General features: G+C 74.6%; 28 protein-coding genes, 3 tRNA genes and 1 pseudogene. 8 read left to right on the top strand and 24 right to left on the bottom strand.

What is annotated here, in order from left to right:
- Positions 1–25: 25 nt before the first annotated feature.
- Positions 26–592 (bottom strand): 16S rRNA (guanine(966)-N(2))-methyltransferase RsmD, encoded by a 567-nt coding sequence (rsmD, locus tag ACA514_RS24865; RefSeq protein WP_375043625.1) that lies wholly within the window; start codon positions 590–592, stop codon positions 26–28.
- 258 nt (positions 593–850) lie between these two features.
- Here rsmD and ACA514_RS24860 point away from each other — a divergent pair, with 258 nt between their 5' ends.
- Positions 851–1,825 (top strand): hypothetical protein, encoded by a 975-nt coding sequence (locus tag ACA514_RS24860; protein ID WP_375043624.1) that lies wholly within the window; start codon positions 851–853, stop codon positions 1,823–1,825.
- Positions 1,826–1,880: 55 nt separating this feature from the next.
- Here the strand turns inward: ACA514_RS24860 and ACA514_RS24855 are convergent, their stop codons facing one another.
- From ACA514_RS24855 to ACA514_RS24835, 5 genes are all read right to left on the bottom strand, one after another.
- Positions 1,881–3,623 carry a serine/threonine protein kinase gene (locus tag ACA514_RS24855; RefSeq protein WP_375043623.1) on the bottom strand — a complete coding sequence of 581 codons (1,743 nt, stop codon included), beginning with the start codon at positions 3,621–3,623 and terminating at the stop codon, positions 1,881–1,883.
- A gap of 271 nt (positions 3,624–3,894) precedes the next feature.
- Positions 3,895–4,755 carry a HEAT repeat domain-containing protein gene (locus ACA514_RS24850; protein WP_375043622.1) on the bottom strand — a complete coding sequence of 287 codons (861 nt, stop codon included), beginning with the start codon at positions 4,753–4,755 and terminating at the stop codon, positions 3,895–3,897.
- A 64-nt stretch (positions 4,756–4,819) separates the two neighbouring features.
- A complete protein-coding gene (locus ACA514_RS24845) occupies positions 4,820–4,888 on the bottom strand; it encodes a putative leader peptide (RefSeq protein ID WP_353070652.1) in 69 nt (22 codons plus the stop codon).
- 62 nt (positions 4,889–4,950) lie between these two features.
- The gene (gene recG / locus ACA514_RS24840) at positions 4,951–7,140 is read right to left on the bottom strand and encodes an ATP-dependent DNA helicase RecG (RefSeq protein WP_375043621.1); all 2,190 of its coding nucleotides are present in this window, start codon (positions 7,138–7,140) and stop codon (positions 4,951–4,953) included.
- Between the two features lie 33 nt (positions 7,141–7,173).
- A complete protein-coding gene (locus tag ACA514_RS24835; RefSeq protein WP_375043620.1) occupies positions 7,174–8,757 on the bottom strand; it encodes a DAK2 domain-containing protein in 1,584 nt (527 codons plus the stop codon).
- Positions 8,758–8,959: 202 nt separating this feature from the next.
- Between ACA514_RS24835 and rpmB the strand changes: the two genes are divergently transcribed.
- Complete coding sequence (gene rpmB, locus ACA514_RS24830) at positions 8,960–9,154, top strand: 50S ribosomal protein L28 (RefSeq protein ID WP_067632165.1); 195 nt, start codon at positions 8,960–8,962, stop codon at positions 9,152–9,154.
- A gap of 65 nt (positions 9,155–9,219) precedes the next feature.
- Here the strand turns inward: rpmB and thiD are convergent, their stop codons facing one another.
- The 3 genes from thiD to ACA514_RS24815 form a co-directional block, all read right to left on the bottom strand.
- On the bottom strand, positions 9,220–10,032 hold the full coding sequence (gene thiD, locus ACA514_RS24825; RefSeq protein ID WP_375043619.1) for a bifunctional hydroxymethylpyrimidine kinase/phosphomethylpyrimidine kinase: 813 nt from the start codon (positions 10,030–10,032) through the stop codon (positions 9,220–9,222).
- Positions 10,033–10,097: 65 nt separating this feature from the next.
- On the bottom strand, positions 10,098–11,126 hold the full coding sequence (locus tag ACA514_RS24820; protein WP_375043618.1) for a cellulose binding domain-containing protein: 1,029 nt from the start codon (positions 11,124–11,126) through the stop codon (positions 10,098–10,100).
- Between the two features lie 101 nt (positions 11,127–11,227).
- Entirely contained in the window at positions 11,228–12,148 is a 921-nt protein-coding gene (locus ACA514_RS24815) for a thiamine-phosphate kinase (RefSeq protein ID WP_375043617.1), read from the bottom strand.
- A 187-nt stretch (positions 12,149–12,335) separates the two neighbouring features.
- Between ACA514_RS24815 and ACA514_RS24810 the strand changes: the two genes are divergently transcribed.
- Together ACA514_RS24810 and ACA514_RS24805 are read left to right on the top strand one after the other, a co-directional pair.
- On the top strand, positions 12,336–12,569 hold the full coding sequence (locus tag ACA514_RS24810) for an Lrp/AsnC family transcriptional regulator (RefSeq protein ID WP_151542521.1): 234 nt from the start codon (positions 12,336–12,338) through the stop codon (positions 12,567–12,569).
- Entirely contained in the window at positions 12,556–13,032 is a 477-nt protein-coding gene (locus ACA514_RS24805) for a DUF3515 domain-containing protein (protein ID WP_375043616.1), read from the top strand. The genes ACA514_RS24810 and ACA514_RS24805 overlap by 14 nt, the downstream gene beginning before the upstream one ends.
- Here the strand turns inward: ACA514_RS24805 and ACA514_RS24800 are convergent.
- The gene (locus ACA514_RS24800) at positions 13,029–13,634 is read right to left on the bottom strand and encodes a TetR/AcrR family transcriptional regulator (protein ID WP_375043615.1); all 606 of its coding nucleotides are present in this window, start codon (positions 13,632–13,634) and stop codon (positions 13,029–13,031) included. The two genes, ACA514_RS24805 and ACA514_RS24800, sit on opposite strands and share 4 nt — an antisense overlap.
- Positions 13,635–13,767: 133 nt before the next feature.
- On the opposite strand from ACA514_RS24800, the gene hpnR reads away from it, so the two are divergent.
- The gene (gene hpnR / locus ACA514_RS24795) at positions 13,768–15,243 is read left to right on the top strand and encodes a hopanoid C-3 methylase HpnR (protein ID WP_375043614.1); all 1,476 of its coding nucleotides are present in this window, start codon (positions 13,768–13,770) and stop codon (positions 15,241–15,243) included.
- 70 nt (positions 15,244–15,313) lie between these two features.
- Here hpnR and ACA514_RS24790 read toward each other — a convergent pair.
- The 8 genes and pseudogenes from ACA514_RS24790 to ACA514_RS24755 all read right to left on the bottom strand — a co-directional run.
- Positions 15,314–15,427, bottom strand: a pseudogene (locus ACA514_RS24790) (DUF1264 domain-containing protein); the annotation flags it as partial.
- Positions 15,428–15,456: 29 nt separating this feature from the next.
- A tRNA-Tyr gene (locus ACA514_RS24785) sits at positions 15,457–15,538 on the bottom strand.
- A 27-nt stretch (positions 15,539–15,565) separates the two neighbouring features.
- A tRNA-Leu gene (locus ACA514_RS24780) sits at positions 15,566–15,638 on the bottom strand.
- A 5-nt stretch (positions 15,639–15,643) separates the two neighbouring features.
- Positions 15,644–15,717: transfer RNA gene (locus ACA514_RS24775), tRNA-Leu, on the bottom strand.
- A 241-nt stretch (positions 15,718–15,958) separates the two neighbouring features.
- A complete protein-coding gene (locus ACA514_RS24770; RefSeq protein ID WP_375043613.1) occupies positions 15,959–17,452 on the bottom strand; it encodes a protein kinase in 1,494 nt (497 codons plus the stop codon).
- A gap of 74 nt (positions 17,453–17,526) precedes the next feature.
- A complete protein-coding gene (locus tag ACA514_RS24765) occupies positions 17,527–18,558 on the bottom strand; it encodes a PDR/VanB family oxidoreductase (protein WP_375043612.1) in 1,032 nt (343 codons plus the stop codon).
- Complete coding sequence (locus tag ACA514_RS24760; protein WP_375043611.1) at positions 18,555–19,448, bottom strand: metal-dependent hydrolase; 894 nt, start codon at positions 19,446–19,448, stop codon at positions 18,555–18,557. The genes ACA514_RS24765 and ACA514_RS24760 overlap by 4 nt, the downstream gene beginning before the upstream one ends.
- 110 nt (positions 19,449–19,558) lie before the next feature.
- Entirely contained in the window at positions 19,559–20,134 is a 576-nt protein-coding gene (locus ACA514_RS24755; protein WP_375043610.1) for a TetR/AcrR family transcriptional regulator, read from the bottom strand.
- An 80-nt stretch (positions 20,135–20,214) separates the two neighbouring features.
- Between ACA514_RS24755 and ACA514_RS24750 the strand changes: the two genes are divergently transcribed.
- Positions 20,215–20,928 (top strand): enoyl-CoA hydratase-related protein, encoded by a 714-nt coding sequence (locus tag ACA514_RS24750; protein WP_375043609.1) that lies wholly within the window; start codon positions 20,215–20,217, stop codon positions 20,926–20,928.
- Here the strand turns inward: ACA514_RS24750 and ACA514_RS24745 are convergent.
- From ACA514_RS24745 to ACA514_RS24730, 4 genes are all read right to left on the bottom strand, one after another.
- Positions 20,925–21,620, bottom strand: coding sequence for an acetamidase/formamidase family protein (locus ACA514_RS24745; RefSeq protein WP_375043608.1), 696 nt, complete (start codon positions 21,618–21,620; stop codon positions 20,925–20,927). The two genes, ACA514_RS24750 and ACA514_RS24745, sit on opposite strands and share 4 nt — an antisense overlap.
- A 133-nt stretch (positions 21,621–21,753) precedes the next feature.
- A complete protein-coding gene (locus ACA514_RS24740) occupies positions 21,754–22,878 on the bottom strand; it encodes a D-alanine--D-alanine ligase family protein (RefSeq protein WP_375043607.1) in 1,125 nt (374 codons plus the stop codon).
- A gap of 86 nt (positions 22,879–22,964) precedes the next feature.
- Positions 22,965–23,954 (bottom strand): NAD(P)H-dependent glycerol-3-phosphate dehydrogenase, encoded by a 990-nt coding sequence (locus ACA514_RS24735; protein WP_375043810.1) that lies wholly within the window; start codon positions 23,952–23,954, stop codon positions 22,965–22,967.
- Between the two features lie 17 nt (positions 23,955–23,971).
- Positions 23,972–24,925 (bottom strand): lysophospholipid acyltransferase family protein, encoded by a 954-nt coding sequence (locus ACA514_RS24730; protein WP_375043606.1) that lies wholly within the window; start codon positions 24,923–24,925, stop codon positions 23,972–23,974.
- An 85-nt stretch (positions 24,926–25,010) separates the two neighbouring features.
- Here ACA514_RS24730 and cofC point away from each other — a divergent pair, with 85 nt between their 5' ends.
- Positions 25,011–25,697 (top strand): 2-phospho-L-lactate guanylyltransferase, encoded by a 687-nt coding sequence (gene cofC, locus ACA514_RS24725; RefSeq protein ID WP_375043605.1) that lies wholly within the window; start codon positions 25,011–25,013, stop codon positions 25,695–25,697.
- 10 nt (positions 25,698–25,707) lie between these two features.
- Positions 25,708–25,920, top strand: coding sequence for a hypothetical protein (locus ACA514_RS24720; RefSeq protein ID WP_344285345.1), 213 nt, complete (start codon positions 25,708–25,710; stop codon positions 25,918–25,920).
- A 57-nt stretch (positions 25,921–25,977) separates the two neighbouring features.
- Here the strand turns inward: ACA514_RS24720 and ACA514_RS24715 are convergent, their stop codons facing one another.
- Together ACA514_RS24715 and ACA514_RS24710 are read right to left on the bottom strand one after the other, a co-directional pair.
- Entirely contained in the window at positions 25,978–26,256 is a 279-nt protein-coding gene (locus tag ACA514_RS24715) for an HU family DNA-binding protein (RefSeq protein ID WP_151542535.1), read from the bottom strand.
- Positions 26,257–26,414: 158 nt separating this feature from the next.
- On the bottom strand, positions 26,415–26,648 hold the full coding sequence (locus tag ACA514_RS24710; RefSeq protein WP_375043604.1) for a hypothetical protein: 234 nt from the start codon (positions 26,646–26,648) through the stop codon (positions 26,415–26,417).
- Between the last annotated feature and the right edge of the window lie 278 nt (positions 26,649–26,926).

The raw sequence follows: 26,926 nt of genomic DNA, 5'->3' as shown, positions 1-26,926 counted from the left end.
CCTCCGGCGGACGTTCAGCGGACGTTCAGCCTCCGACCGCCCGGCCGTACCAGAACACGGCCTCCCCGTACCGTCGATCCCGCTCCCCCTCGAATCCGTCCGGCCAGACCAGATCAGGGCCGCGGGTCGAACGCTCGACGACGACCAGCGCGTCGGCGGCCGCCCAGCCGTGGTCGCGCAGGTCCTCCAGCAATCCGGTGACGGCGGCGTCCGGCAGCGCGTACGGCGGATCGGCGAAGATCAGGTCGTAGGGCTCGTCCGGCGCGGTGCGCGCGAGCCGCTCCGCCTTCTCGCCGAGCGGGACGGCCCCCGGCAGCCCGAGCGCGGCGGCGTTCTGCCGGATCACCTTCAGCGCCCGCGGGTGCGACTCGACGAGCAGGGCGTGCGCCGCGCCCCGCGACAGCGCCTCCAGCCCGACCGCGCCCGACCCGGCGTACAGGTCGGCGACGCGCAGCCCGTCCAGCGGCCCGAGCAGCGCCTGCACGGTGGAGAACAGCCCTTCCCGCGCCCGGTCGCTCGTCGGCCTGGTGTCCTTTCCCGCCGGGACGGCCAGCCGCCGTCCCCCCGCGCTGCCCGCGATGACCCTGGTCATCGGTCCAGTCTCGCAGGACCGGAGGACCCGCCGCGCCGGGCTCTCCCCGGCTCCCGGCGGCTCCGACTCGGCGTACTGACTCGGCCGACCAGGACCAGTCGTTGAAGAAGGTGCACAAACGACCGCTGGGACCGTTGTGAACGTCTCCCCAAATACGGGGATCGCGGTTCACTTCGACTACCTGACGTGTAAACGTGCTCGCAGGTTGTGCAACCCATCCCCTCAGGAGCACCCGTGCACCACGGTAGGAGAATCGCGGTGACGGCCGGGGCGACGGTGCTCGGCATCGCCGCCATGAGCGGCGTGTCGAACGCCGACACCTCCCGGCCCCCCGCCGAACACTCCCCCCTCCGGCTCGCGTCCGCCAAGGTTCCGGCGCACGCCCACAAGCGCCCGGCCCATCCCGTCAAGCTTCGCCATCCCGCGAAGGCGGCCCCGAAGAGGGCCGCCCCGAAGAAGGCCGAGAAGCACGCCAGGCCGGCCGCGTCCGTCAAGAAGGCGAAGCCGGCGGCGCCCGCATTGGACGTCCACCTGTCCGCCACCCTCGCCTACGACCAGCGCACGAACACCGTCGGCGCCGGTCTCGACCTGGGGGCGGGCGTCAGGACGCCCGGCGGCGACGCCGGCCTCCGGCTCCGGACCGGTGCGAGCGTGGGGTTGAACGACGCCACCCTCAGGGCCGGCGCACGCGTGGACGGCCACGCCACGACGGCGGCCGGAAGCGCGAACCTGAAGGTGGCGACCGGCGGCACCCTGTCGGCGGGCCGGCAGCTGGTCCAGGGGCACACGGAGCTCGCCGTCGGGCTCGCCCCTGCGAGCGGCACACCCGTGTCGGCGCACCTGAACCTCGGCGCGTGCATCGGCGGCGGCTGCGCGCAGGCGCCCACTCCGCCCAGCCCGCCGACCCCACCGCCTACGCCGCCTACGCCGCCGCCGACGTCGCCGCTGCCGCCCTCGCCGCCCACCCCTCCGCCGCCCACGAGCCCCACTCCGCCGAGCCCCGCCCCGGCGCCGCCCGCGCTGCCGCCGTCGGCGCCGCTGCTGCCCGACCTGCCGTCCGCCCACGGCGGGCTGGGCTCCGGGGCCACGGCCTCGGCGTTCGTCCCGAAGAAGGGCCTGCCGTTCACCGGCACGGACGCGCTGCCCATCGCCGCACTCGGCCTGGCCGCGATCACGGCCGGCGGCGTGGCGATCGCCGCGACCCGCAGGCGGGCCGCCGCACGCGAGTCCTGACGCGCCGCACGTTCCGGGGGCGCGCCGTACCGGGCGCCCCCGGGCCGTTCCGGCGTCAGAGCCGTTCGGAGGACGTCACCTTCCACGTGCCGCCGGAACGTTGCAGCAGCAGACGGCGGAACGAGATCGGGTCCTTGTCGGTGCACGCGCCCTTGCAGTCGCCGACGGCGACGAGCGCGGACAGCGTTCCGGGCCGGTCACCGGAGCGCAGGCCCACCTCCACCGGCGTCCCGGACGCGACGGACGGATCCGCGTAGGCGGCGCCGAGAGCGCCGCGCGCCTGCGCGCCCGGCCACGCGGACCCCGACGTGTCGGCGCGCTGCGACCCCGCCTTGAGCGTGTAGAGGGTGTCGAGAAGCCACCGGTCCCCCTGCTTGACCATGGTCGCGCGCATGGGATCCGCCAGCTGCCGCGGCGAGGCGTTCTCGGCCCGCACCGTCCGCTTGACCAGCGACAGCACGGTGACCTTGTCCGTGGTCGCGCCGACGACCGCGGAGTCGACGACGTCCGTGGCCACCGACCCCTTCTTGTCCTCGAGCTCCTTGCGGTAGCCGCTGGCCGCGAGCTGCCGGTCGTAGTCGGCGCCGTAGCGGGGCGTCGACACCTGGTGCGCGGCCGCCACGTTCCGGTCGAGCGAGGAGTGGTCGAAGCTGAGCACCGACGTGACCGCCTGCGCGGCCGGGGCGATCGCCGAGGCCGCCGCCGCGGACGGGGCCGCCTGGTCGGTGGACGCCTTGGCGGGCGCGTCCGGAGAGCCGTGCGCCACCAGGGCCCAGGCCGTCCCGCCGGCGGCGAGGACGGCCAGCGGCACGGCGACGAGCGCCACCCGGCGGCCCGCGCGGCTCCGCGCGCGGGGAACCGTCTCCGGTGTCGCCGGCTCCGGTCCCGTCCCCGCCGTCGCGGACCGGTCCGGCGCGGGCGGGGTCCGCCGGTCGCCGGCCAGCTGCGCGCCGGTGCTCAGCGCGGCGCCGTTCCGCGGCGCGGACGAGGGGTCGCGGCCGATCAGGCCGAGCAGCACCTGCTGCGCCTCGGGGCGACGCGCCGGGTCCTTGGCCAGGCAGGCGGCGACGGCGCCGCGCAGCGTCCCGGGCAGCGGCGAGAGGTCCGGCTCCTGGTGCAGGATCCGGTTGAACACCGCGGAGATCGAGTCGTTGCCGAACGGGTGCCGCCCGGTCGCCGCGAACAGCATCGTCGCGGCCCAGGTGAACATGTCGACGCCGGTGCCGAGCTCGGCGTCGGTCACCTGCTCGGGCGCCATGTACGACGGCGTCCCGACGACGCCGCTGCCCTTGGCCGCCGAGGCGCCGATGACGCGCGCGATGCCGAAGTCGATGACGCGCGGGCCGTCCGGCCCCATCAGCACATTCGACGGCTTGAAGTCGCGGTGCAGGATCCCCGCCCGGTGGATCGCCGCGAGCGCGGTGACCGTGCCGATGGCCAGCCGGTCCAGGTCGGTGCCCACGCGCGGACCCCGCTCGTTGACCAGCCCGGTCAGCGACGGACCGGGCACGTACTCGCTGACGACGTACGGCGTCTCCCCGGACACGTCGGCGTCGACGACCTGAGCGGTGCAGAACCCGGCGACCCGCTCGATGAGCCTCAGCTCGCGCTGGAACCGGGCCCGCCACTCGGGGCTGCGGCTCAGCTGGGCGTGCAGCAGCTTGACCGCCCCGTGCATCCCGTCGTCGCGGCGGCCCAGGTAGACGACGCTCTGCCCGCCCTCGCCGAGCCGCCCGAGCAGCTCGTAGCGCCCCAGCCGCACCGGGTCGCTCGGGCGCAGTGGGGCAACGGGCGTCATCGGCCCTCCTCCGTCGCGTGGACCCGCCACGGGAACACCTACCCGCGCGGGCACCGTCCGGCCCTTACCTTCCGGTATCACGTTAGACGTCGGTGATCGTCGGTGAGTTCTCGGTTCCGGTCCGTCGCGGCGCCCGTGCCGCGCCGACCTTGAAGCGAGCAGGGCGTCCCACCCCAGAACGTCCCGCCCGCATCGAGACCGGCGCGGTGGGGAGCGGGCGGGCCGCCGGCGCCGTGCCACGCCGGCGGTCCGCCCGCACGCTCGCGTACGCCTACGCGAGCGCCCAGCGGACCTGGGTGCGCACACCCGGGTCCGGGTCGGTGAGCGATTCGGTCAGGGCCGTGAGGACCTCGGGACGGTCGGCCGCCCACTGCTCCAGGGCCCGGACGGCGGCGCGGCGCACGTCGACGACGCGGTCGCCGAGGGCCAGGACGAGCGGCTGGATCGCGGCGTCGGCCCGCGCCTTGCCGAGCGCGCGCACGGCGCGGCGGCGCACCTGCCAGCCGGCGTGGGCGGTGGACGCCGCCACGCGGGACTCCAGCTGCTCGGGGACGCCCAGCTCGGCCGCGGCGTCGAGGGCGGCCATGCGGACGACCGGGTCGTGGTCGCCGAGCAGGTGCTCCAGCGCGGTCAGGGCAGCCGGGCCGGCGAGCCGGGCGAGCCCTTCGGCGACGGCGACCCGCACCTCGCGGGACGGGTCGTCGGCGGCGTCGGCGACCTCCGGCACGGCGCCCAGCGCGGCGAGCCCGAGCACGGCCTGGATGCGGACCTGCGGCTCGTCGTCCTGCAGGCCCTGCGCGTACAGCTCGCCGGCGCCCCGGGCGAGGATCGCGAGCAGTTCGGCGGCGGTGTCGCGGACGAGCGGGTCGCGGCCGCGGGCGGCGGCGAGCCGCAGCGCGCCGATGCCGTCCTCGCCGATGTACAGCTCGGGGAGCCGGCGGAGCGCGTCGGCGGCGGCGGCGCGGACCTGCTCGTCGTCGTCGGCGAGCGCCCAGGCGAGGGTGTCTCCGGCGCCGCGCGGCGCGTCGCCGGCGCGGACGGCCGCGGAGAGCGCGGTGACGGCGGCGGCGCGGGTCGCGGGGTCGGGGGCGCGGAGGGATTCCTCCACGTCGTCGAGACGGGTGATCGTCATGGTGTGGCCTCCTGGAAGCCGTCGGTCCTGAGCGGGCCTGGCGGGCGCCGGGCCCGTGGCGGGATCAGCGACGGGAACACAGGGCGCTGGCCACGCGCCGGAGGTCGACGTGCAGCCGGGCGATGAGGGCCACGGTGGGGGTCACACGTCCATGGTGGCGGCGAACGCCCCCAAAGTCAACTTAATAGGTAGGAATTACGTCTTTTCCAGGAAGCCGGCGCGGTCCTCGTCCAGCAGCGACGCCAGCACGGTCGCCAGGCCCGGGTGGCCGGACAGGTCCGGGTCGGCCTCGACCAGCGACGTCGCCTCGTCCCGGGCGTCCCGGATGACGTCCTCGTCGCGCTGCAGCGTGAGCAGCCGGAGGCTGGACGCGCGGCCCGCCTGCGCGGCCCCCAGCACGTCGCCCTCGCGCCGCTGCTCCAGGTCGAGCCGGGACAGCTCGAACCCGTCGGTCGTCGAGGCCACCGCGTCCAGCCGCTCGCGCGCCCTGCTCCCCGGCTCGGCGTCGGTCACGAGCAGGCACAGCCCGTGCAGCGAGCCGCGCCCGACCCGCCCGCGCAGCTGGTGCAGCTGCGACACCCCGAACCGGTCCGCGTCCATGATCACCATCACGGTGGCGTTCGGCACGTCCACGCCGACCTCGATCACCGTGGTCGCGAGCAGGACGTCCAGCTCCCGCTCGGTGAAGCGGCGCATCACCGCTTCCTTCTCGTCGGGGTGGAGCTTGCCGTGCAGGACGCCGATCCGCAGCCCGGCCAGCAGCTCCTCCAGCTGCGGCAGCAGCTCCATGATGCCGAGCGGGGACCGGCGGCCGTCCTCGTCGGCGGCGACGGCGTCGCCCTCGTCGCCCTCCTTCTCCCCGATGCGCGGGCAGACGATGTAGATCTGCCGCCCTTGCGCGGCCTCCTCCCGGATGCGCTCCCACGTCCGCGCGAGGAAGTTCGGCCGCTCCGGCGGCACCACGTGCGTCCGGATCTCCGAACGGCCCGCGGGCAACTGCCCCAGCACCGACGTCTCCAGGTCGCCGAACACCGTCATCGCCACCGTCCGCGGGATCGGCGTCGCCGTCATCACCAGCACGTGCGGACGGCCGCCGTCGACCTTCTCGCGCAGCGCGTCCCGCTGCTCGACGCCGAACCGGTGCTGCTCGTCCACCACCACGAGGCCGAGATCGGCGAACTGCACGGTCTCCTGCAGCAGCGCGTGCGTGCCGACGACGATCCCGGCCGCGCCGGACGCCGCGTCCAGCAGCGCCGCCTTGCGCGCCTTCGCCCCCTGCGACCCGGTGAGCAGCGCGACCCGGGTGGCGTTCTCGGCGCCGCCGATCTGCCCCGCCTGCGCCAGGTCGCCGAGCATCCCGGTGATCGACCGGTAGTGCTGCTGCGCGAGCACCTCGGTGGGCGCGAGCAGCGCCGCCTGCCCGCCGCCGTCGACCACCTGCAGCATCGCCCGCAACGCGATCACGGTCTTGCCGGCGCCGACGTCGCCCTGCAGGAGGCGGTGCATGGGGTGTTCGAGGGCGAGGTCGGCGGCGATCTCGTCGCCCACCTCGCGCTGGCCCTTCGTCAGCTCGAACGGCAGCCGGGCGTCGAACTCGGCGAGGACGCCGCCGAAGGACGGCGGGCGCGGCTTGGCCGGGAGCGCGGCGGCGGCCAGCCGGCGCTGCGCCAGCGCGACCTGCACGACGAACGCCTCGTCCCACTTCAGCCGGGCGCGGGCGCGGCCCAGCTCGTCCCAGCTCTTCGGCCGGTGGATGCCCTCGTACGCCGCGCGCAGGCCGATCAGGTCGCGGCGGCGCAGCAGCGTCCCGGGCATCGGGTCGGCGGAAAGGTCGAGCTGGTCCAGGACCAGCTCGACCGACTTGCCGATGGTCTCGATGTCCAGGCCCTTGGTGGACGGGTAGATCGGGATGATCTCGTCGGCCCACTCCTGCGCGGCCTGCTCGGCGGTCCGCTCCGCGACGACCTTGTACTGCGGGTGGGTGAGCTGGCGCTGGACGTTCCCGCTGCGCGGCCGGTACGTGCTGATCTTGCCGGCGAACAGGCCGCGGGTGCCGGGCGAGAGGTCCTTCTCCGGCCGGTAGGAGCCCTTGCGGCCGAAGAAGCTCAGCTTCAGCTGGCCGGTCCCGTCGGTGACGGTGATCTCCAGGACGTAGCCGGGGCTGCGGGTCAGCGTCCGCCCCTGCACCTTGACGACCTCCGCCATGACGGTGACGTGCTCGCCGTCCAGCAGCTCGTTCAGCGGGGTCAGCTCGCCGCGGGTGGCGTAGCGGCGCGGATAGTGGTGCAGGAGGTCGCCGACCGTGCTCAGGTCGAGGCCCTTCTCCAGCACCTTGGCGGTCTTGTCGCCCAGGACGTTGCGCAACGGCTCGTCGAGATTCGCCACGGACACCTTTCTAGCCCATGGCGCGGACACCCATCACTCGACTCCGATGAGCAGCGGGTAGCGATGCTGCGCGCCGTCGTAGACGCCGACCTCCACATCGGGATGGGCGCCGCGCAGGTGCTCCTCCAGCGCCTCGGCCAGCCCGGACGGCGCGTACCGCCCGGCGACCAGCGTGACCAGCTCGCCGCCGCCGGACAGCATCCGGTCCAGGACGTGCCGGGCGACCTGCGCGACGTCCCCGCCGATCGTCGCGACGTCGCCCTCGATCAGGCCGAGGACGTCGCCGGGCCGGCACAGGCCGACGCTCGTCACCGCCTCCTGCGCGGCCACCTCCAGGTGCCCGAACCGGGTGGCGCCGGCGGCCCGCGTCATCGCGATCACGTCGTCGCCGAAGCGGCGCAGCGGGTCGTGGACCGCGAGCGCCGCGAGCCCCTGCACGGACGCCTTGGCGGGCACCACCGCGATCCGGGCGCCGCCGTCGCGGGCGCGCTCGGCCGCGGCCTCCGCCAGCGCGAGGACCTCCGGCTCGTTCGGCAGCACCACCACCTCGTCGCCGGCCGCCAGGATCGCCTCGGCCAGCACCGCGAGCGGCGGCACCCCGCCGGGCTCGCGCCGCACGACCCTGGCGCCGGCCTCCTCGAACAGGGCGGCCAGCCCATCGGCGGCGGTCACCGCGATCACCGCCCGGCCGGTGTGCGGCGGATGCCCCTCGCCGGTGGCGGCGTGCAGGTACGTGACGCGGAGGCGGTGCGGGCGCCCGGCGGCCATGCCCGCCTCGATCGCCGCCCCCGCGTCGTCGACGTGCACATGGACGTTCCACAGGCCGTCGCCGCCCACCACGACGAGCGAGTCGCCGAGGCCGTCGAGGGTCTCCCGCAGGCGGTGGACGGCCGCGTCCGGCGCGTCCAGCAGGTACATGACCTCGTAACCGGGGCCCTGCGGGCCGGGGGCCTCGGCCGGCGGCGGCGCCGTCCCGGCGGTGCGGGCGGGGACGTCGTAGTGCTCCGGGTACTCGTCGGTGATCACGGCGGCGAGCGCGTCGAGGACCACGCACATCCCGGCGGCGCCCGCGTCCACCACCCCGCTGCGGGCCAGCACGTCGAGCTGGCCGGTGGTGCGGCGCAGCGCCCGTCGTGCCCCGTCCGCCACCGCGCGGGCCGTCCCGGCGAGGCCCGCGCCGGACGCCGCCGACCCGGCGGAGGCCGCCTCGTCCAGCACACTCAGGATCGTGCCGTCGACCGGGTGCTCGACCGCCGTCCTGGCCACCGCGGACGCATGCTTCAGCGCCTCCGCCAGAGCCTCGCCGTCCGGCCGCGCCGCCGCTCCGAGGACCTCGGCCATGCCACGCAGCACCTGGCTGAGGATCACCCCGGAGTTTCCCCGGGCGCCCAGCAGCGCGGCCTGGGAGACCGCCCGCCACGTCTCCGCCGCGCCCGCGCCGGCGGGCAGGGCGTCCGCGGCGTCGGCCGCCGCGAGCACCGTCAGGTGCAGGTTCGTCCCGGTGTCCCGGTCGGGGACGGGGAACACGTTCAGGGCGTCGATCTCCCCGCGGGTGCCGCCGAGCGCGTCCGCCGCGAGCCTGCACCACCGCCGCACCGCCACCGCATCAAGGACCATCGCGTTATCTTGCAGTGCGCTCCCTCCCGGGCGCCAGACGCCCGACCACAGCATCGATTCGCTTAGTCGTGGGCCGTTCGGCTAGTCTGATCCGTGCGCCTCGTCCGAGGCGCTCATCAGCGAGCGCACATCGTGCCCGGGCCGCCGGCGGCGGCGACGGGTGGCGCTCCGGTAGAGCATCGACACCCACTTGGAGTTTCCCGTGGCTTCCGTCTGCGACGTCTGCGGCAAGGGACCCGGTTTCGGCATGCGCGTCTCCCACTCGCACCGCCGCACCCCGCGCCGCTGGAACCCCAACATCCAGCGCGTGCGCGCCGTCGTGAACGGCAGCACCAAGCGGATCAACGCCTGCACCTCCTGCATCAAGGCCGGCAAGATCGTCAAGCCGACCGTCTGAGCACGGGGCCGAGTCGGCTCATCGGGACAGCCCGGTGAGCCGACTTTCGCATGTCCGGGACCGCCTCAGCGCTGCCGCCAGCCGTGGTCGACCGGGCCGATCCCGGCGCCGAGCGGGAACCCCGCGGCGATCGCGCCGGTGACGTACTCCTTCGCCTTGCCGACCGCCGTGGGGACGTCGTCGCCGAGCGCCAGCTGCGAGGCGATCGCGGACGCGAGGGTGCAGCCGGTGCCGTGGGTGTGCCGGTTGTCGTGCCTCGGCGCGGTGAAGCGGTGCTCCCGCTCCCCGTCGAACAGCAGGTCGGCGGGCTCGCCCGGCAGGTGGCCGCCCTTGATCAGCACCCAGTGCGGGCCGAGCGCCTTGACCGCCTCGGCGGCCTCGCGCAGGCCCGCCTCGTCCACCACCTTCACGCCGGTGAGCTGCTCGACCTCGTACAGGTTCGGGGTGACGACGGTGGCGGCGGGCAGCAGCGCCGTGCGGACCGCGTCGACGGCGTCCGGTGCCAGCAGCGGGTCGCCGTGCTTGGAGACGCCGACCGGGTCCACGACGGACGGCGCGTCCGAGGCGGCCAGCGCCTCGGCGACGGTCTCGACCAGCGCGGTCGACGCCAGCATCCCGGTCTTGATCGCGTGCACGCCGATGTCGGACAGCACGGAGTCCAGCTGCGCCCGGACGGCCTCCGCCGGCAGTTCCCAGTAGCCCTGGACGCCGAGGGAGTTCTGCGCGGTGACGGCGGCGATGACGCTCATCCCGTGCACGCCGAGGGCGAGCATCGTCTTCAGGTCCGCCTGGATCCCGGCGCCGCCGCCGGAGTCCGAGCCCGCGATGGTGAGCACGAGGGGCGGGGCCTGCCGGGGCGCGGACGCGTTCTGCTGCATGACGTCCACTTTATGGCGATCTGCGGGGCGGTGCCGCTGCCGGCCGGGCGTCGCGGGCCCGGGTGTCACAGGATGGTGCAGGCCAGCTTGTTCATGAGGCAGTAGGTCGGCTTCCGCGGCGTGCCGTCCGCGGTGAAGACGAACTGCACCGAGCGGCCCGGCGCGATCCCCGTCCGGCCGCGGACGTAGAGGAGCTTCCCGGTCTTCACCACGGTCGCGCCGCTGACCGCGCGGGTCGTCACGTCCGGGATCCCGAAGGCCAGCGCCCAGCTGCCGACGGGCTTCTGGCCCTTGTTGGTGATGGTGGCGGTGGCCCGGAACGCCGTACGGGTGCGGGACGTCACGTGGAAGGCGATCACGAGCCCGTCGGGGCGGCTCGCGCGGCTGGCGCGGCTGCCGGGCCCGCGCTGGGAGACCTGGCTGTCGCGCGGGTTGTCGATCGGGTCCTTGGGGGCGCCGCCCGCGAAGTTGAGGGAGATCTGCTGGGTGCTCAGCGCGTACGCGACGACGCCGACGGCGATGACGAGCGCGACGATCGGCAGCATCGGGACGGGCAGCGCGGAAACCAGCCTGGCGACCCGGGTCCGGGCCGAGGAGTGCTGGGCGGAGTCGTCGCCGGAGCCGGCGGCCGGAGGCGGCGGAGGCTGCGGCGGAAGCGGCGGAGGCGGTGGGCCGGGCACGCGGTCTTCGGCGGTGCCGGCGGCGCGGTCGTCCAGGTGACCGGGGGCGGGAGCGGCGGCGGGGAAGGGAGCGGGGTCGTCGGCGTAGCCCTGGATGCGGTCCTCGCCGTAGGTGCGGCCGTCGGGGCCGGCGACGGAGGCGGGGAGGCCGCCCGGATAGTCACCGGGATAGGGCTCGAACCCGTGCTGCTCCGGGGGGCCGTGCTGGCGCTGCGCGGCGGGCGGCGGGCCGGCGGGGGTCCCTGCCGGGGAGGCGGGCGGGAAGGGTTCGGAGAAGAACACCTGGTCGTCGGTGGGACCGGAGAAGGCCTCGAAGGACGGGGCGGAGGGAGCGCCGTAGAACGATCCCGCCGGCACCGGATCGTCCGGCACGGGCTCGTCAGCGGACTGCTCGCGCTTGGTGTGTCGTCCCATCCCATTCCTCTTCGATCACAGGATGTATACCAAACCAGTACCAAACATGCCTACCGGATGAGGGAAAGCGCACCGGTGGACCTTCTGCGTCAATGGGGTGTTCACCCCCGGAAATGGTCCCATCCGGCGGCGTCCGGAACGCGCCCGTCGACGCGCACCCCGTCCCCCTCCCGTACGGATCCGATCACCGTCCAGGACGGGGGCGGCGGCGAATCCGGCGGGAAGGTCCCCGCGAACCCGTGGTCCTCGCCGCCGGTGAGCACGTGCCGCAGCCCGTCCGGGCCGAGGACCTCCGGGACGACCAGTGTCGCGGAGTCGACGTCGATCCGCACCCCGCTCGCGGCGGCGATGTGCCCGAGGTCCTGGACGAGGCCGTCGCTGACGTCGAGCAGCGCGGTCGCGCCGGCCTCCCGCGCCTCCGCTCCCGCCTCGTAGGGCGGCTCGGGGCGGCGGTGCGCGCCGAGCAGCTCCGGCGGCCCGTCGCGTCCCTCCGCGAGGAGCGCCCACCCGGCCGAGGCGTACCCGAGCCTGCCCCGCACGGCGACGACGTCGCCGGGGCGCGCGCCGGACCTGGTGAGCGGGCGCCCGCCGCCCAGGTCGCCGAGCGCGGTGACGGCGAGGGTGATCGCGGGCGCGCCGACCACGTCGCCGCCCGCGACGGACGCGCCCGCGCGGCGGCATTCGTCGGCGAGCCCGTCGTAGAGCCGCACGGCCCAGTCGGCGTCGGTGGACGGCGGCGCCGCGAACCCGACGAGCAGCGCGGTCGGGCGGGCGCCCATCGCGACGACGTCGGCGAGGTTCTGCGCGGCGGCCTTGCGGCCGATGTCGTAGGGGCCGGACCAGTCGCGGCGGAAGTGCCGCCCCTCCACGAGCAGGTCGGTGGTGGCGACGACGCGCCCGTCCGGCGCGGCGACCACCGCGGCGTCGTCGCCGGGGCCGAGCCGGACGTCCGCTCCCCGCGGCAGCCCGCGCGTCAGCAGGCCGATCAGCCCGAACTCCCCCAGCTCCCCGATGGTGCCCATCCGCCCCGTTCCCGCCGTTCCCGCTTCGCGACCCTGTCCCGTCCGCCCCGTCGGGTCCCGTCCGGTCGCGTTCGCGCACCGTGCCCGTGACCGTGGCCCGCACTGTGCGCACCCCGGACCCCCGCGGCGGCGCGTAACACGATACGGTGACCGTCCGACGGCTATTTCTCCGCCCGGGGAGGACGTGTTGGTGCAGGCCTACATCCTCATCCAGACTGAAGTGGGCAAGGCGGCCGAGGTCGCGGGCCACATCTCCGGCGTTCCCGGCGTGACCCTGGCGGAGGACGTCACGGGACCCTACGACGTGATCGTCCGAGCGGAGGCGCGGAATGTGGACGAGCTGGGCAAGCTCGTCGTCGCGCAGATCCAGACGGTGGAGGGCATCACGCGCACCCTCACGTGCCCCATTGTTCACATCTGACCGGTTCAGGTTCCGCTTCGCGCCGGTCCTTCTCGTCCCGCTCGCGCTGCTGCCCGCGGCGTGCGGCGACGGCGCCGTGGAGGTGCCGGTGCCGCACCCGGACGCGGCGACGCAGCGGCTCTGCGAGGGACTGCGGCTTCCGGCGAAGGTGCACGGCCAGTCGCTGCGCGACACCAGGCCGGACTCGCAGCTGACCGCCGCGTGGGGGTCGCCAGCGATCGCGCTGCGCTGCGGCGTGCCGATCCCGTCCGCGCTGCGGCAGACCTCGCAGCTGGTCGACATCAACGGGATCAGCTGGTTCGGCCAGCCGGTGGACCGCCCGGTGACCTGGACGGCGGTCGGACGGCAGGCCTACGTCGAGGTGACCGTCCCGGCGAAGTACCGGCCGGCCGGGGACGTGCTGATCGAGCTGACCCCCGCGATCAAGGCGACGATCCCGGCCAAGCCCGAGGGCCAGATCTAGCGCGGGCCGGGCAGGATGAGCCGCGCCGCCTCGGCGAGCCGGTCGGCGATGCGGGCGTAGGAGGTGTAGCCCATGCCCGCCTGCAGGAGCGCGCCGGAGTAGGCCATCTCCAGGGCGCCGAGGACCGCCGGGTCGGCGTGCTCGCCCAGCGCCGCGCGCAGCCGGGCGCGGATCGCGGCGCCGATGCGGCCGCGCAGTTCCCGGACGTCGGGGTCGGTGCCGAGCATCGAGGTGGTGCACGCCGCCGCGAGCTCCGGCTCGTCGGAGACCAGCAGCACGATCTCCCGCAGCACCCGCACGACCCGCGCCGCCGCCGCGTCGGAGCCGTCCGCGCCGCCGTCCGCGCCGCCGGCCTCGATGTCCGGCAGCGCGCTGAGCCGCCGCCAGAACACCTCGGTGATCAGGTGGTTCTTGGACGCGAAGTAGGTGTAGGCGGTGGCCGGGGCGACGCCCGCGCGGCGGGCCACGTTGCGGACGGTCAGCCCCTCGTAGCCGGTGTCGCGGACCTCCTCGACGGCGGCGTCGGTGAGCCGCCGCACCGTGTCGGCCTGCCGCGGCGTGAGGCGGCGGCGGGTGGGCTCGGTCGTCAGATCTCCGGACACGTGTCCGGACATTAGATCAGCGACGACGCTCCGGCAAATTCGTTAACTCTCCGTGGTCAGGGGTAACAGTCCGCTGTGCGGGCCGGACGTCCCGGCACCGGCGGGAACTTCCGATGAGCCGGAAAAGGAACCGATGCGCACCCTCTTGGTCCATCCCAGCGGCCTGATGTACTCGGAGATCTTCCTGCGGCTGGAGCCGCTCGGCGTCGAACGGGTCGCCGCCGCGCTGCGCACCGCGGGCCACCAGGTGCGGCTGCTGGACCTGCAGGTCTTCACGCACGACGACCTGCGCCGCGAACTGCGCGAGTTCGAGCCCGAGGCGGTCGGCTTCGGGGTGAACTACCTGGCCAACGTGCCGGAGGTGCTCGACCTCGCCAAGGAGGTCAAGCGCCGGCTGCCGCGCTGCTTCGTGTTCGCGGGCGGGCACAGCGTGTCGTTCATCGCCGGGCACGTCCTCGACCAGTCGAACGGGGCGCTGGACGCGGTGCTGCGCGGTGAGGGCGAGGTGGCCGCGCCGATGCTGCTGGAGGCCGCGCGCGACGGCGGCCTCGGCGAGGTGCCGGGCGCGGTGACCGCCGACGGCACCTGCAAGAAGGTGCCGCTGCTGCTCGACAGCCTGGACGCGCCCCGGCCCGCGCGCGACCTCACCCGGCGCCGCCACAAGTACTTCATCGGCGTCCTGGACCCGGCCGCGTCCATCGAGTTCACCCGCGGCTGCCCGTGGGACTGCTCGTTCTGCAGCGCCTGGACGTTCTACGGCCGCACCTACCGGAAGGTGTCGGCGCAGGCCGCCGCGGAGGAGATCGCCTCGGTCCGCGAGCCCGGCCTGTTCATCGTCGACGACGTCGCGTTCATCAAGCCGGAGCACGGCGACGCGATCGCCGCCGAGGTGGAGCGGCGCGGCATCCGCAAGGAGTACTACCTGGAGACCCGCGCGGACGTGCTGCTGCGCCACCCCGAGGTCTTCGAGCGCTGGCGGCGGCTCGGCCTGAACTACATGTTCCTCGGCATGGAGGCGCTCGACGAGGAGGGCCTCGACCGCTACCGCAAGCGGACCAGCCCCGACACCAACATCAAGGCCCTGGAGCTCGCGCGGAAGATGGGCCTCACCGTCGCCGTCAACCTGATCGTGGACCCGACCTGGGACACCCGGCAGTTCCAGCTCGTCCGCGAGTGGGCGCTGTCGGTGCCCGAGATCGTCAACCTCACCGTGATGACGCCCTATCCCGGCACGGAGATCTGGCACACCGAGTCGCGCAAGCTGACGACGCGCGACTACCGGCTCTTCGACATCCAGCACGCCGTCGTGCCGACGAACCTGCCGCTCCACGAGTTCTACCGCGAGCTGGTGAAGACCCAGTCGGTGATGAACCGCAAGCATCTCGGCGTCGCCGCGGCGGCCCAGACGCTCGGCATCATGGGCCGCCACCTGTGGCGCGGGCAGACGAACTTCGCCCGGTCGATCTGGAAGTTCCGGTCCGTCTACAACGCCGACCGGCAGTACGGCGACCACCTGCGGAAGGTCCGCTACGAGCTGCCGATCCCGGACCACCGCTCCGTCGGGCCCGCCGGCCGCAAGGAGCTCTACATCCACGAACGCCAGCGCTGACCCGGCGGGTCGCCAGGGCTATCCGGAGGCCCGGCCGTCGACGTCGGTGACGCCGGGGATGGGCGTCGCGCGTGTTGCCGTCGAACAGCACGCACTGCAACATGTCGTCGTTGACGACCTTGCAGTAGTGGTGCGCCTCCATCTGCGCGTCCGGCTCGTCCTTCGCGCAGTGGAACCCGACCACGTAGACGTCGAAGGAGGGGGAAATCACGGTGGGGCGGGCGGGATTCGAACCCGCTCAGACAATGCACCTGTTTTACAGACAGGCCCGACTCTCCCGCGTCGGCGCCGCCCCGTGCGGCGGGCTGAATGGCCCGCGCCGTACCTCCGGAGGGATTCGAACCCCCAGCACACGGCACCTCATGCCGCTGTCTCTGCCATTGGACTACGGAGGCCTGCGTGCGGCTCCCGGGATTCGAACCCGGAACGTCCACCATCTGGGGATGGCCCCTCTGCCGGTTGGGGTAGAGCCGCAGGTCTGTGCGAGGCGTCGCTCGCGGCGGCTCGGCCGAGGTCTCCGGGAAGGGCCTCTAGGAGAGGGAATACCGGCCGGGGCGGGCGTGCGACGCCGAAGGCAGTCGAAGTCGTAGCTGCTCCATCGCCATGGCCGGTCCTCCTCTCTAGGTCTCGTGTCGCCGTCCTGGACGGGCTGACGTGTTCCACGGTGCCAGCCGCCGCGCGGAGTCCGCAACGCATTTACCGCCGGCGGCGGTGCTCAGCCGCCGGAGGTGTCGTCCGGCAGGGCCCAGCCGAGCAGGACCAGCAGCCAGAACGCGACCATCAGCCAGCCGAGCGTGATCCCGGTGATCGCGAAGCCGAGGCCCCGCTGCCGGGAGCGGCGCACCCGCGCCCACGCGATGTGCCCGGCGACGATCGCCGGGATGGAGGTCAGGCCGCAGGAGATCAGCCCGACCAGCCCGCACGTCAGCGCGTAGATCGAGGCGTGGTTGTAGGACGGCTTGGCGTACGGGTCCGGCCGGGCGCCGGCGGCGTGCGGCGGCTGCGTCGGCGGGCCGAACGCGCCGGGGGCCGTGGGCCCCGCGTACGGCGCCGGCCGGGAGGCGACCGCGTCGGCGTACTTCTGCCACGACTCGGCCTCGGCCGTGCGGCCCTGCATGCCCAGCAGCGCCGCGAGGTTCCGCATCGCGGACGGGTCGCCCGCCTGCGCGGCCTGCCGGTACTGCCGCTCGACGAGTGCGTCGGCCTCGCCCGCCGCCAGCGCGGGCGACGGCGCGGGGCCGGGCGGCGGCGTCGGCGCGTGCGATGGAGGCGGGGTCTGCGCGTGCGGTGGGGGCGGAGTCTGCGACAGGCCGGTGTGCCGCGCGGGCGGCGGGGTCTGCGGGCCCCGCTGTGGCGCGCCGACCTGCGCCGCCGCGGCCGCGGCGGACGGCGCGGACGGGACCGGCCGCGGGGCGCCGCCGGAGATCAGGCGGTCCAGGAGCGCCTGGGCGGACGGGCGGCGCGCCGGGTCCTTGGCGAGCGCGGCCTCGACGGCGCTCAGCAGCGCCCCGTTCAGCCCGCTCAGGTCGGGTTCGCCGCTGATGATCCGGTGGATGATCGCCGGGAGCGAGTCGCCGCCGAAGCAGGGGCCGCCGCGCGCGGCGAACGCCACGGTCGCGCCCCAGGCGAACACGTCGGACGCGGGGGCCGCCCCGCGCCCGTCCAGCTGCTCGGGCGCCATGAACGCGGGCGTGCCGACGATGCCGCCGGTCGCGGTGAGGCGCGTCCCGTCCACCGAGCGGGCGATGCCGAAGTCGATCACGCGCGGGCCGAAGGTGGACAGCAGCACGTTCGCCGGCTTGAGGTCGCGGTGCACGACGCCGGCGTCGTGGATCGCGGTCAGCGCGGTGGCGATGCCGACCGCGACGGCCTCCAGGTCGGCGCCGCGCAGCGGGCCGTCCTTGTCGACGGCGGCGTCCAGGCTGGGGCCGTTCACGAACTCGGTCACCAGGTACGGCGGGTCGGCGGCCGGGTCGGCGTCCAGCACCGGCGCGGTGCAGAACGGGCGGACGCGCTGCGCCGCCGCCACCTCCGCCTGGAACCGCGCCCGGTACTGCCGGTCGGCGGCGTACTCGCGCCGGATCACCTTGATCGCGACCTTGCGGCCGGTCCCGTCCAGCCCGACGTAGACCGTGCCCATCCCGCCTTCGCCGAGCCGGTCCACCACCCGGTAGGGGCCGATGCGATCCGGCAGGTCGGCAGGCGGCACGGCGCGTTCTCCTCGGGACGGGACCAGTCCTCCAAGACTGGCATATTCCGGCGGCGGCCGGGGCCGCCGCCGGATCACAGATCGAGGGTGATCCGGCCGCCGGTGGCGCGCGAGACGCAGGTCAGCATGGTGGCGTCGCCCTGGTCGGACGGCGCGCGGTCGTCGACGCCGCCGGCGCGCACGCCGGTCCGGCAGGTGCCGCAGAACCCCTGCCGGCAGGAGTAGGCCACATCCGGCAGCACGTCCCGGATCACGTCGAGGGCGGACCGGTCGGCGGGCACCGCGAGGACCCGGCCGCTGCGCCCCAGCTCCACCTCGAACGGCTTGCCGCCGACGATCGGCGGCGGCGCGAACCGCTCGTAGTGCAGCGTCGCGTCCCCGCCGACGGCCCCGCGGACGGCGTCGATCATCGGGGCGGGACCGCAGCAGTACACGGCCGTCCCGGCGGGCACGTCGCCGAGGAGGTCGGCGGCGGACGGAACGCCGTGCTCATCGTCGGTGCGGACGGTCACGCGTCCCGCGGGCAGTTCGTCGAGGAAGGGCAGGGACGCGCGGGTCCGGCCGGTGTAGACGAGGCGCCAGTCCGCGCCGAACCGTTCGGCGGCCGTCACCATCGGCAGGATCGGTGTGATGCCGATGCCGCCCGCGAGGAACAGGTACCGGTCGTGCGCCAGGAACGGGAAGGCGTTCCGCGGCCCCTGGACGGCGAGCGACGCGCCCTCCCTCAGGCCGTGCATCTCGACGGAGCCGCCGCCCCCGCCGGGCAGGCGGCGGACGGCGATGCGGTACGCGCGCCGGTCGGCCGGGTCCCCGCACAGCGAGTACTGGCGGCGGCGCCCGGACGGGAGCAGCACGTCCAGATGGCAGCCGGGCTGCCAGCCGGGCAGGGCCCGCCCGCCGGCGGCGCCGAGTCGGATGGCCGCCACGTCCTCGGCCTCCTCGCGCACCTCCAGGACGGTCAGCCGCATCGTCCGGTCGACCGGGCGGACGCGCGGCGGCACCGGGTCGCGCAGCGACCGGACGCGCTGGATGCCGTTGAACGCGGCGTTCACCGCCACCCAGAACGGGTCGCGGTCGCGGCGCCCCCGCAGGTCGGGCGGGATCATCGCTGCGCCGCCCGCGCCGCCGGGGAGGAGGCGAGGTAGGCCAGCGCCTGGCTCGTGGACCCCTCGTTCAGCGGGCTGTAGGAGCGCTTGAGGTAGCGGACGACCGACGCGCCGACCATCCGGCCGTCCGGGGTGAGGCCCGCCGGGCCGGTGCGGCGCAGATGCCGCATGCCGCCCTTGATCCGGCCCCTGACGAGCGGGTCGCGGGCCATCAGGAAGCGGTGCCCGCGGTGCCACAGCGCGCCCAGCATGGTGATCGTCTCGCCCATCGCGCGGAGCCGGGCCCCGTAGGAGCCGTCGAGGTGCATGAACAGCTCGTGCGCGACGTGCCGGTGCTCGACCTCCTCGGCGCCGTGCCAGCGCAGCAGGTCGAGCATCATCGGGTGCGCGCCGGCCTCGTCCAGCGCCCGCGCGTTCAGGATCCAGTCGCCGAGCACGCCGGTGAAGTGCTCGATCGCGGCGATCAGCGCGATCCGCTCGAACAGCCACGCGCGCCGGCGCTCGCCCTCCAGGCCGCGGTCGCCGAGCAGGTCCTCGAAGACGAACTCGACCTGCCGGACGAACGGCCGCACGTCGAGGCCCTGCTCGACGAAGTGGTCGAGGACGGCGTCGTGGGAGGCCGCGTGCATGGCCTCCTGGCCGATGAAGCCGAGCACGTCCTCGCGGAGCCGGTCGTCCCTGATGTACGGGACGGCCTCCTTGAAGACCTTGACGAACCATTCCTCACCGGCCGGCAGCAGCATGTGCAGGACGTTGATGAGGTGCGTCGCCACCGGGTCGCGGGGGATCCAGTGCAGCGGGACGTCCGACCAGTCGAACCGGACGTCCCGCGCCCGCAGGACGATGTTCTCCGGCTCCGGGGGCCGCACCGGCGGACGCTGAACCGACATGGGCTTCCCTCCCGCGCGCCACGGACTATTGACGGACTGTCCAGTAAACTACCGGCGGCTCCGGCGCCCAACAATGGCACGCACCGGTGAGGAGCGTCACCCCGTCCCGGTCAGGGAAGGGCGGCCCGGACGGTCTCGGCGACGATGCCGCCGGTCACCTCCAGCGGCCGCGCGTCGTGCGCCGTCCGGCCGAGGACCAGCGCGCCCTCGAAGGCGCTGAGCACGTAGGTCGCGAGGTCGGCGGCCCGGCCGTCCGGCACGCCGGCCGCCCGCAGCCGCCGCGCGACCGCCTCCTGCCACGCCGCGAACACCTCGGCGCACGCGTGCCGCAACGGCTCGCTGGTGCTCGCGGTCTCCAGCGCCACGGTGGCGATGGGGCACCCGTCCGCCCAGCCCGACCGCTCCAGCGCCTCGACGCTCAGCTGGAAGAAGTCGCGCACCGACCGGGCGAGGTCGCCGTCCGCCCCGTCGAAGACGATGTCGAACAGCTTCAGGTACCGACCGCCCGAATGCGCGACCGCCTCGGCGCCGAGCTGCTCCTTCCCGCCCGGGAAGAAGTGGTACAGCGAGCCCCAGGGGGCCTCCCCCGCCGCCGTGATCTGCTTCAACCCGGTTCCGGCGTAGCCCTGCTCGCGGAACAGCTGAGCGCTCGCCTCCAGCAGCCGGGTACGGGTGTCGCGCGCCATGGCCCACACCCTAGTCCTTGTCGCCGCTAGATCGATCTATCTAGTATGACGATCGATCCATCCAGACAGGGAGAACCTCCATGACCGTGCGGACCGAGCGCGACGGCGCCGTCCAGATCATCACCCTCGACCGGCCCGCCCGCCGCAACGCGGTCGACGGCCCGGCCGCCGCCGGGCTGGCGCGCGCCTTCGGCGACTTCGCGGCCGGGGACGCGCGGGTCGCCGTCCTGACCGGCGCCGGCGGGACGTTCTGCGCGGGCAACGACCTGAAGGCGATGGCCGCCGGCGACTTCCCCGCCCCCACCATCGACGGCCCGCCGCCGATGGCGGTGACCCGCACCCCGCCCGCCAAGCCGGTGATCGCGGCGATCGAGGGCTACTGCTTCGGCGGCGGGTTCGAACTGGCCCTCTGGTGCGACCTGCGCGTCGCGTCCGAGACCGCGGAGTTCGGACTCCTCAACCTCGAGCACGGCCTCCCGTCACTCGACGGCGCCACGGTCCGCCTACCTCGCCTCATCGGCACCGCCCGCGCCCTCGGCATCGCCCTCACCGCGCGCCGCGTCCCCGCCCGCGAGGCCCTCGACTGCGGCCTGATCAGCGAGCTCACCCCCGCCGGGCAGGCGCTCCCGGCCGCGCTCACGCTGGCCGCGCGCCTGGCGTCCCTGCCGGAACCCGCGCTCCAGGCCGTCCGCGCCTCCATCCTCGATCAGGCCGGACGCGACGAGCGCGCGGCCCTGGAACACGAGACCGCCCTGGCCCTCCAGGCCATGGGCCCCGCCCCCGGCGTCCGCTAGGCGATCCGCGGGGACGGCGAGGGCATCAGCATCGGCCCGCCCACCCGGAACCGCTCGATGCCGCGCCGGGTCAGGTTGATGCGCAGGTCGATCCAGCCGCGCAGCGCGGCCGTCCCGCAGTCGAGCGCGCCGCGCGCCGGGAAGTGCAGGTCGCCCACCGACAGCTTCGCGCCGCGCACGTGGACGGGCAGCAGGATCCGCGACCCGGCGGTGAGCGGCGCGATGGCGCAGCCGCCGATCTCCCGGCCGCGCGCCTCGCTGCGCACCGCCTCCGCGGCGACCCGCGCGCGGATCGCCGGATGCACGCCGCCGAGCAGCACCGGGCCGTCGTCGCCGTCCGGAGCCGCCGCGCGGACGGACCGCTCCGGCGGGGCGCATCCGATGACGCCGGGATGACCGGACGCGCAGTACAGCCCGTCCGCGCGGCCGACACCGAGGACGTCCACCACGATCACGTCGCCGGGTTCGGCGCCGACGACCACGAGGGGGCCGCACAGCATCGCGTCCGCGCCCGGCTCGCGGCCCGCGCACTCCATCCGGACCGACCCGCCGGTGATCACTTCGGCGACGCCGGGGATCGCGGGATGCCACCGGTTGTGGCCGGGGACCGGCCGCGGCCCCTCGGCGGCGGGGCGCCGCGCGGGCCTGCCGGTCGTGGTGGGCAGGAGGGGCACGGCAGGTGAGAGCGTCAAGGCGGGACGTCCTTCCAGAACGGCGACCGGGAACGACCCGATCCTGTCCCGGCCCCGTTTCGGCACGATTTCACCGCCGCGAACGTCAGGTCACCCCGCCTTCACCACCGGCGGGACATCGCCCGGCGCCGCGTCAGCGCAGGCCGACGGGGCGGCGCAGCGCCGTCTGGATCAGCCGGTCCACCAGGGACGGGTAGTCCAGGCCGGTCGCGGCCCACATCTGCGGGAACGCCGACGCCGGGGTGAAGCCCGGCATCGTGTTGATCTCGTTGAGGATCCAGCGGCCGTCGGGGGTGTGGAAGAAGTCGACCCGGGCGAGGCCCTCGCAGTCCAGCGCCTCGAACGCCTGCGCCGCGACCGACCGGACCTCCTCGATCGCCTCGGCGGGCAGGTCCGGCGGGATGACCATCCGGGTGCCGGCGTCGAGGTACTTCGTCTCGAAGTCGTAGAAGTCGTGGCCGCTCGCCGTCAGCACCTCGGCGGGCAGGCTCGCCTCGGGCGGGCCGTCGTCCAGGCCCTGCAGCACGCCGCACTCGATCTCGCGGCCCTCGATCGCCGCCTCCACGATCACCTTCGGGTCGTGCTCGCGGGCCGCCTCGACCGCCGCCTCCAGGTCCGCCTCGTCGGCGACCCGGGTGATGCCCATGCTGGACCCGGCGCGGGCCGGCTTGACGAACACCGCGCGGCCGGCGGCGAGCCCCAGCTGCTCCTTGACCTCGTCGAGCTTGCGCTTGCGCTCGCGCCGCCACTCCCGGTCGCCGATCAGCACGTACGGGCCGACGGGCAGCCCGCGCGCCTGCCAGACCAGCTTCATGAACCCCTTGTCCATGCCGACCGCGCTGGCCAGCACCCCGGCGCCGACGTAGCGGACGCCGGCGAGGTCCAGCAGCCCCTGGATGGTGCCGTCCTCGCCGTACGGGCCGTGCAGCAGCGGCAGGACGACGTCGACCTCGCCGAGCGTGGCGGGGACCGTCCCGGGCTCGACGACGATCAGCCCGCGGCTGTCGGGGTCGAACGGCAGCGCGAGCGCGCTGCCGCCGCCGGACACCTCGGGCAGCCGGCCGTCCTCGATCGCGAGCCGCTGGTCCGCCGGGGCGAGCACCCAGCGGCCGTCGCGGGCGATGCCGATCGGCAGCACCTCGTAGCGGTCCCGGTCGATCGCCGCCATCACGGCGCCCGCGGTGACGCAGGAGATCGCGTGCTCGGAGCTGCGCCCGCCGAACACCACGGCCACGCGCGTCTTAGAAACCTCGGACATGATTCCCGACCCTATCGGTGATCACTACGGCGCGGCCACGAACGATCCGGGCGCGCCCCGGCCGTCCCCGCCCACCGGCGGGGACGTCATACCCCGTACCGTTCCGGCTTCGGCGAGCGGGAGATCAGCGAGATCGCCGCCTCCTTGATCGGGGTGCCGTGGTACAGCACCGAGACGACCGCCTCGGTGATCGGCATCTCGACGCTGTGCTTGCGGGCCAGCTCCAGCACCGCCTCCGAGGACTTCACGCCCTCGGCGGTCTGCTTGGTGACGGCGATGACCTGCTCGAGGGTCATCCCGCGGCCGAGGTTCTCGCCGAACGTCCGGTTGCGGGCCAGCGGCGACACGCAGGAGGCGGTGAGGTCGCCCATCCCGGCGAGGCCGGCGAACGTGTGCTCGTCGGCGCCGAGCGCCATCCCGAGCCGGGCGGTCTCGGCGAGCCCGCGGGTCATCAGCACCGCCTGGGTGTTGGACCCGAAGCCGAGGCCGACCGACATCCCGACGCACAGCGCGACGACGTTCTTGATCGCCCCGCCGAGCTCGACGCCGATCACGTCGGTGGAGGTGTAGACGCGGAAGTAGGGGGTCATGGTCGCGGCCTGCAGCTGCCGCGCGGCCCCCTCGTCCACGCACGCGGCGACGGCGGCGCTCGGCTCGCCCATCACGATCTCGCGCGCCAGGTTCGGCCCGCTGAACACCGCGACCCGCTCCTCCGGGACGTCGGCGACCTCGCGGATCACCTCCGACATCCGCCGGGTGGTGCCGAGCTCCACGCCCTTCATCAGGCTGACCAGGACGGCGCCGGGCGGCAGCAGCGGCACCCACGCGGACAGGTTGTCGCGGAGCGTCTGCGCCGGGACGGCCAGCGCCACGAAGTCGGCGCCGTCCAGCGCCTCGGCCGGGTCGAGGGTCGCCCGGATCGGCTCGGGCAGCGGGGCGCCGGGCAGGTAGTCGGTGTTCTCGTGCCGCTCGTTGATCGCCTCGACGAGCCCGGGACGGCGCGCCCACAGGGTGACCTCCCCGCCCGCGTCGTGCAGCAGCTTGGCGAACGTGGTCCCCCAGGACCCGGCGCCCATCACCGCGGTGCGGTAGGTCACGAGTCACCCGCTTTCGTGGTCTCGGTGGAGCCGGACTTCCCGGTGGGGTCACCGCCCGCGGCGGCCGCCGGCGGCTCCGCCCGCGCCGCGGCCGCGTCGGAGACGGCGGCGTCCGGGGCGGCGACGTCGCCGCGGTCCGCCGGCCCGGCCTGGCCTGGCACCCCGGCGGCCTTCGCGGCCTCGCCGCCCCCGGCGGCGCGGCGCCGCTCCTCCAGCACCTTGTGGTGGTCGTAGCGCTCGGCGGGCGGCCGCTCGCCGCGCAGCTCGCCGACCAGCTCGCTGATCACGTCCATGATGTCGTCGGTGGCGGCGCGCAGCGTCTCCTTGTCGAGGGGGCGCCCCTCGTACTTCGACAGGTCGATCGGCGGGCCCGCGATCACCTTCATCGTCTTGCGCGGGAACGGGTGGAAGCCCTTCTTCAGGCTCCCGGCGAGGCCGCGCTGCTCGGCCTTCTTGTACGGCAGCAGCTCGTGCGCGCCCCACGTCGCGACCGGGACGACCTTCGCGCCCGTCTGCAGCGCCATCCGCGCCACGCCCGTCTGGCCGGTCATCGGCCACAGCTCGGGGTCGCGGGTGCAGCTGCCCTCCGGGTAGAACATCAGGCACTCGCCGTCCACCAGCGCCTTCTCGGCGTCCCTGAGCGCGAGCGCGGCGTCGGCGCTGTCGCGGTACACCGGGATCTGGCCGGTGCCGCGCATCGCGGCCCCGACGATCGGCGTGCTGAACAGCGCGGCCTTGGCCAGGTAGACGGGGTAGCGGCCGGCCTCGTAGACGAAGTGGGCGAGGGCCAGCGGGTCGGACTCGGAGATGTGGTTGGCGGCGATGATCACGCCGCCCGTCCTGGGCACGTTGCCCCGGCCGCGCCAGTCCCGTCTCAGCAACCCGAACAGCAGGGGCCGCAGGACGACGATCGTGAGCTTGCGCCAGCCAGGCGAGTACCCGTGGCCCATGATCCGTCCCTCCTCCATCGGTACCCGGCGTGAACGCGGGGTGTCCTCAAGTGTCGCGGTTGTCTGCGCATAGTGTCGAGTTGCCATGTCTACCCCAGCGCCCAGCGCGCCTCATCCCGAGTGGTCGCTCGTCGTGCCGGTCAAGGTGCTGGCGAGGGCCAAGACCCGCATGTCCGCCGCGGCGGGGCCGCACCGCGCGGCACTGGCCCTGGCGGTCGCCGCCGACACCGTCGCGGCGGCGCTGCGCTGCGCCCGCGTCCGCGATGTGATAGTGGTCACCGACGATCCCCTCCCCGCCGCGGAACTGGCCGCGCTCGGCGCGCGGATCGTCCCGGACGAGCCGGACGCCGGGCTGAACCCGGCCCTGGTGCACGGCGCGGGCCGCGGCCGCGAGTGGTTCCCGCACACGGGGGTCGGCGCGCTGTCCGCCGACCTGCCCGCGCTGCGGCCGGACGAGCTCGCGCGCGTCCTCGACGCCGCCGCGCGGGCGCCGGAGGCGTTCGTCCCGGACGCGGCGGGAATCGGCACCACCCTCTACACGGCGCGTCCCGGCGTCCCCTTCTCCCCCGCGTTCGGCGGCGACTCCCGCGCCGCCCACCGCGCGCGCGGCGCCCGCGAACTGCTGCTGCCCGGCACCGACAGCGTGCGCCGCGACGTCGACACCCCCGACGACCTGCGCGCCGCCCTGGCGCTCGGCACCGGCCCCCGCACCGCGGCCGTCGCCGCCCTGCTCCCCGACTTCGCGCCGTCCGCCGGGCACGGCCGGGGATAGTGTTCCGGGCATGCAGGGGACGGTGAAGGACTTCGACGCGGCCGCGCGGACCGGCAGCGTGCTGCTGGACGACGGGACGGAGCTGCCGTTCGACGCCGAGGCGTTCGCGGCGGGCGGCCTGCGGCTGCTGCGCTTCGGGCAGCGGGTGAACCTGGCGCTGGACGGCGGCCGGGTCTCGGTGGTGACGCTGTCGACGTTCCCGCTGCCGGCCCGGGAGGCGTGAAAAGCGGCAGCGCCCGGGACCGTTGCGAAAAACGGTCCCGGGCGCTGTCGCGGCAGGCTACTTCTTGCCGGCCACCAGGTTCTTGAAGTCCGCGCCGGCCTTGAACTTCGGCACGGACGTCGCGGGAACCTCGATGGTCTTGCCCGTTGCGGGGTTGCGGGCCGTACGGGCAGGCCGGTCGGCCTTCTCGAACGAACCGAACCCGGTGATCGCCACCTTGTCGCCCTTGGCGACCGCGGACTGGATCGCCTCCAGGATCGCGTCGACGGCCTCGGCTGCGGCCTTCTTGCTGCCCAGCCGGTCTGAGATGGCGTCGACCAGCTCACGCTTGTTCATGGGTTACTCCTCTAGTTCCCCCCTTGCCCGAACGAAACTAAGGGACCCTCAGCATGGACACAATCACCTGCACGCAGAAGTTGCCGTGTCGCTGGCGTTTTTGTCGGCCTCGCCCCCGTCTCGCCGGGTGACCGGACCGGATCCGGCCACTGCGCACGCTAACGGACGTCGGGCGCCTCGTGGAAATCGGCCAGGAACGCCTCCAGCCTGCGGGCGGCGAGGTCGGAGTCCCTTTTGGCCAGATCGGTGATCGCCAGGAGGTGGCGGATCAGCCGCCGGCGGGTCTGCGGCGGCAGCGGCGCCACGGCCCGGTGCGCGTCGCGCAACTGCCGGGCGAGCCGCGTCAGCGCCGGGTCGTCCCACTGCGGTGCGGTCCACGGCGTGGCGTCCACGAAAGCCCCCCAACGCTCGGGCATCATCGTCCCCTCGGACGGGATTCTCCCGCGCGAGGCTACGCGACCCCCGCCCCGGGGTGGCCAGAAGCCCCGTAGCGGGAGCCCGAACCCCGGCCGAGAAGCTCAAAAGCCAGCCGGGAAGCCAGAGGTCCAGCCGCGAAGTTCGAAGCCCAGCCGGGAAGTCGTAGGCCCAGCCGGAAAGTTTGAGGCCCAGCCACCATCACGGGCAGGCACGCGGAGCGAGTGCAGCGAGCGGAGCGGGCCTGCCCGACGGC

The sequence above is a fragment of the Actinomadura sp. NTSP31 genome, from assembly GCF_041951385.1.
Lineage (GTDB): Bacteria > Actinomycetota > Actinomycetes > Streptosporangiales > Streptosporangiaceae > Spirillospora > Spirillospora napierensis.
Note: the sequence above shows the minus strand (reverse complement) of the source record. Positions and strands in the feature narration are given on the sequence as shown.